Below are 5,011 nucleotides of genomic sequence, written 5' to 3'. Positions count from 1 at the left end.
CCCATGACGGCTGGCCCCATGACGGCCCCATGACGGCTGGCCCCATGACGGCCCCATGACGGCTGGCCCCATGACGGCCCCATGACGGCTGGCCCCATGACGGCCCCATGACGGCTGGCCCCATGACGGCCCCATGACGGCTGGCCCCTTGACGACGCCCGGAGCCCTCCGCATCCCCTCCGCCGAGGGGGTGCGGCAACCGGTCGCTCATGGGTGCGCGTGCCTCGATGGTGCTGTGGCGCAGGTGAGGCTATGTCCGCTTCACCGGATGCGGGCACGTTCCATGGAGCACGGCTCCGCATCGGTTTCGGGCGCTGGGGCCCTGCCAGTGGCAAAACGCCCGTAAACTCAGCGGGGTGGATACGACGACTGCGGACCCCCTGGTCGGGCGGCTCCTCGATGGGCGCTACCGCATCGAGAGCCGGATCGCCCGGGGCGGTATGGCGACCGTCTACCTGGCGCTGGACATCCGGCTCGACCGGACGGTGGCGCTGAAGGTCATGCACCCCTCCCTCGCCGAGGACCCGGCCTTCGTGCGGAGGTTCATCGGCGAGGCCAAGTCGGTCGCCAGTCTCTCCCATCCCAACGTGGTGCACGTCTTCGACCAGGGCACCGACACGGACGTCGTCTACCTGTCGATGGAGTACGTACCGGGCAAGACGCTGCGCGACATCCTGCGCGATCGCGGCAGGCTGCCGGCCCGTGAGGCGCTCGAGATCATGATCCCGGTGCTCGCCGCGCTCGGCGCGGCCCACCAGGCCGGGCTGGTCCACCGCGACGTGAAGCCGGAAAACGTCCTGATGACCGACGACGGCCGGGTCAAGGTCGTGGACTTCGGCCTGGCCAGGGCCATCGAGGCGACGAACCAGACCCGTACCGGCGTGATGATCGGCACGATCGGCTACATGGCGCCCGAGCAGGTCACCACCGGCGCCGCCGACGTGCGCAGCGACGTCTACGCCGCGGGCATCATGCTGTTCGAACTGGTGACGGGGCAGCAGCCTTACGACGGTGAGACGCCGATGTCGGTGGCCTACCGGCATGTCCACGACACCGTGCCGGCACCGTCGTCGCTGGTTCCCGAGGTGCCGCAGCTGATCGACTCGCTGGTGGCGCACGCGACGGCCCGCGAGCCGCGCGACCGCCCGGCCGACGCGACCGCGATGCTGGTCGCCGCGGTCGAGACGCACCGGATGCTGCCGCGGACGACCAACCCCCAGACCGCGTCGTACTCCCAGCCGCATGCCCGCATGCCCTCCGCCGCCGCGTCGATGCCGCAGGCGGCGCCGGCCCACACGCTGATCCAGCCGCGCGCCGAGGTCGCGGTCGCGCGCGAGCGCGGGTTCAGGCCCAACTGGTTCCTGGTGGCGCTGGCCGCGGTGATGGTGGTGGCGGTCGGCCTGACCGGCTGGTACTTCTCGCAGACCGAGGCCGTCATCGTGCCCGACCTGGTGGGCAAGAACATGACGGTGGCCGAGAAGAACGCCGTCGCCATGGGGCTCAAGGTCAGCAAGGCCCAGGGCCAGTACAGCGAGAAGGTGGCCGAGGGCCTGGTGCTCAGCACCGACCCGGCGGCCCAGGCCGAGTTGGAGAGCGGCGGCACGATCACGCTGGTGCCCTCGCTCGGGCCCAAGCGCGTGGTCGTACCGAATGTGGCGGGCATGATCGGCAATGACGCCCGCGCGGCGATCGCCGGTGCGGGACTGACGGTGGGCTCGGTCAAGCGGCTGGCCAACCAGGAGGTCGAGCGCGAGAAGGTGATCCGCACCTCGCCGCAGGTGGGCGAGAAGGTCAAGGAAGGCGCGAAGATCGACATCTTCGTCAGCGCCGGGCTGGTGATGCCCGACGTCGCCGGGATGCCGAAGGACGAGGCCGCCGGCTACCTCGGTCAGCAGGGCTTCCAGGTGCAGGTCAACGAGGTCGACGACGACGCCGAGCCGTGCACGGTCATCGCCCAGACGCCCAAGGCCAAGTCGGAGGTCGATCAGGGCGCCCAGGTCATGGTGACGGTGTCGCGTTGCCAGACGAACTTCTGGGACTGGTTCCGGGGGGACGACAGGGATCGCGGGGACGACGAGGCTCGCGACGATCAGCAGTTCAGCCTGGTGCCCGGGGTGATCGGCAAGGAGGTCAGGGACGCCAAGACCGAGTTGGAGGCGCTGGGGTTCCAGGTGCGGATCCAGCGGCTGGGCAACCGTGGGGTGGTGCAGTACCAGCGGCCGCTGCCCAACAGCGAGCGGCCCCCCGGGAGCACCGTGTACCTCTGGCAGTGACGAGCCTGTCTCCGGGGATCACCCGTGGGCCGGTGACTTGAGGCAGCTCACCGGGCCGGCAGGAGACCTGACCCAGAGGGGGGTGGGTCAGGTGAGGTGGCCGTGGAGGTGGACTCTGGCCAGGCCGCCGTCCGGGTAGATGTCCACGCGGACATGGGTGACCGGAGTCGTGTGGTGGAGGCGGAAGCGGTGGAGGGTGTCGGGCTGGAGGCGGGTCCTGGGGAGGAGTTCGAGCTCGTGGTTCCCGTCGAGGCCGGTCAGTGACACTGCTCCGGGGGCGTTGAACAGCAGGTTCGTCGTGTCGATCTCGGCCAGTCCGATCAGGCCGCGACCGGCGAGGCGGATGACGAGCCACTCGTTGCCCGGCTCCCGGCGCCGCGCGGTCTCCCAGCCTTCGGCCTGGTGGCGGGCCAGGCCGGGGGCGATGACGTTGTTGGGTGCGGAGTAGAACTCGTTCGAGCAGGCGGTGACCAGGGCGCCGTTCTTGAGCGCGGCCAGGTCGAGGCTGAGCCCGTCGTAGAGTGACAGGTCGGGCCGGACCTCCCCGTGTACGCGCAGACGGGCCACGCCGCCGTCCGGATGGATGTTCAGCCGCACGTGGGTGTACCTGGACTCGTCGGTGACCTCGAAGTGGTGCTCGGCGTCCCCCTTGAGGCCGGCGCGGGGGACGATCTCCGTCCACGGGGCGGCCAGCAGCTCGGCCGGTGAGGGATGGCCCTCGACCGCCGCGGCCTCCACGGAGGCGTGGGGCGGGTAGTTGCCCTTGAACCAGGCCGTGTCGATCACGACGCCGCGGATCACGCCGGGCAGCCCGAGGCGTACGAGAGCCCAGTCGTGGCCGGGTTCGCGGCGGCGGCGGGTCTCCCAGCCGTCGTAGACCTGCCCCTTGTTGCCGAACGTCTCCGCCTGGAAGCCGGGCCGTCCGGGCCTGATCAGGCTTTCCTTCTCGGCGAACGACTCGTCGCTGGCCGCCACGACCGAGCCGCCGAATGCGCGCAGGGCAAGGTCGGGCAGGCTGGTGAAAGGCGGGGTGGAATGCGGCATCTACTGCTCTCCCAAGAGGAATCGTCCGTGCGGCACGCCGTCCACGGGCCGGCCGCGCAGCCAGGTGGTCAGTACGGCGCCCCGAAGCGTGCGACCGTGGTACGGGGTCACGGGATTCTTGTGATGGAGAAGGGAAGCATCCACAAAATTGTCGACATAGGGATCAAAAGCCACCAAATCTGCGTCATTGCCCGGCTTTATAGCCCCTTTTCCCGAAATTTCGGCGATAGAAGCTGGATTGGCGGACATCCAGCGGACCACGTCCGGCAACCCGTACCCCCTGCCCACCGCCTCCGTCCAGATCGCGGCCAGTCCGAGCTGCAGCGACGCGATCCCGCCCCACGCGGCGGCGAAGTCGGGCACCTTGAGCTCGGCCGTCGACGGCGAGTGGTCGGACACGACACAGCTCAGCACGCCCCGGCCGAGCCCGTCCCAGAGCAGGTCACGGTTGTCCTCGGAGCGGATCGGCGGGCAGCATTTGTAGGCCGTCTCCCCCTCCGGCACCTGCTCGGCCGTCAGCGTCAGGTAGTGCGGGCAGGTCTCCGCCGTGACCGCCACCCCGTCCGCGCGAGCCGCCTCCAGCACGTCCAGGCAGTCGGCGCTGGACACGTGCAGGATGTGCACCCGGGCGCCGGTCTCCCCGGCCAGCTCGACGACCTGCCGGACGGCGCTCCGCTCGGACGCCCCCGGCCGCGACTCCAGGAACTCGCGATACGTCGGCCCGCCCGGCTCCCCGAGCAGCGCGGGATCCTCGGCGTGCACCACCATCACGCCACCGAACCCGGCGATCTCCTTCAGCGCCCGCCGCAGCTCGGCGGGCGCGAGCGGCGGGAACTCCTCGACTCCGGACGGCGACATGAAGCACTTGAACCCGTGTACGCCACGCGCGCGCAGCGGCGCGAGGTCCTTGACGTTCCCCGGCACGGCCCCGCCCCAGAACCCGACGTCCACGTGACACTGCCCGCCGGCGGCGCGCAGCTTCTCCTCGAACGCCGCCACCGTCACGGTGGGCGGGAGTGAGTTGAGCGGCATGTCCAGGATTGTGGTGACGCCTCCGGCGGCCGCCGCCCTGGTCGCCGAGTCGAACCCCTCCCAGTGCGTCCGTCCGGGCTCGTTGACGTGCACGTGCGTGTCCACGAGCCCGGGGAGCAGGGCGAGGTCCCGCAGGTCGATGTCCTCAGCGGTGTCGAGCAGTGCGTCGTAGTCGTGCAGGCCCGCGATCTTCTCCCCGCGTACGGCCACCGCGACGGCCCGCTCCCCCTCGGGCGTGACCGTACGGCGGGAGCGGACCACGAGCTCGAAGCCGGTCATCCGGCCGCCTCATGAAGGTGCTCGGCGGCGATGCGGGCGGCGAGGCGTTCGAGCAGGGGGCCGGCCTCCGCCATGCATCGGGCCGGATCCGGCTCGAGGTCGGTCAGGGCGTAGGCGGCCTGGATGCCCGCGGCCTTCAGCTCGGCGTCGTCGAGCGTGCGGCGCCCGCAGACCGCCACCACGGGCACGCCCGCCCTGGCCGCCGCCTGGGCGACGCCGATCGGCGCCTTGCCGTGCAGCGACTGCTCGTCCAGCGACCCCTCACCCGTGATGACCAGCCGCGCCCCCTCGGCCTGCGCCCCGAACCCGAGCAGGTCGAGCAGGTAGTCGATGCCCGGCTGGACCTCGGCGTGCAGGAACGCCAGCGCCGCGAACCCCACCCC

At 70.9% G+C, this 5,011-nt stretch carries 4 protein-coding genes; 1 reads left to right on the top strand and 3 read right to left on the bottom strand.

Annotated features, from left to right (window positions below):
• Positions 1 to 356 precede the first annotated feature (356 nt).
• Positions 357 to 2,273: a Stk1 family PASTA domain-containing Ser/Thr kinase gene (gene pknB / locus ITP53_RS53735; protein WP_195903200.1), complete on the top strand. Its 1,917-nt coding sequence runs from the start codon at positions 357 to 359 to the stop codon at positions 2,271 to 2,273.
• An 87-nt stretch (positions 2,274 to 2,360) separates the two neighbouring features.
• On the opposite strand, the gene alc is transcribed toward pknB, so the two are convergent.
• The 3 genes from alc to ITP53_RS53720 form a co-directional block, all read right to left on the bottom strand.
• Positions 2,361 to 3,317 carry an allantoicase gene (gene alc, locus ITP53_RS53730; protein WP_195903199.1) on the bottom strand — a complete coding sequence of 319 codons (957 nt, stop codon included), beginning with the start codon at positions 3,315 to 3,317 and terminating at the stop codon, positions 2,361 to 2,363.
• A complete protein-coding gene (gene allB / locus ITP53_RS53725; protein ID WP_195903198.1) occupies positions 3,318 to 4,628 on the bottom strand; it encodes an allantoinase AllB in 1,311 nt (436 codons plus the stop codon). It lies immediately after the preceding gene.
• The coding region (locus tag ITP53_RS53720) for a glycerate kinase (protein ID WP_195903197.1) at positions 4,625 to 5,011 on the bottom strand (387 nt) is incomplete at its 5' end. The genes ITP53_RS53720 and allB, both read right to left, overlap by 4 nt.

Origin of the sequence: Nonomuraea cypriaca, from assembly GCF_015645445.1 — a bacterium.
Lineage (GTDB): Bacteria > Actinomycetota > Actinomycetes > Streptosporangiales > Streptosporangiaceae > Nonomuraea > Nonomuraea cypriaca.
The sequence above is the reverse complement of the archived record's forward strand: the minus strand, read 5'-3'. Positions and strand labels throughout refer to the sequence as shown.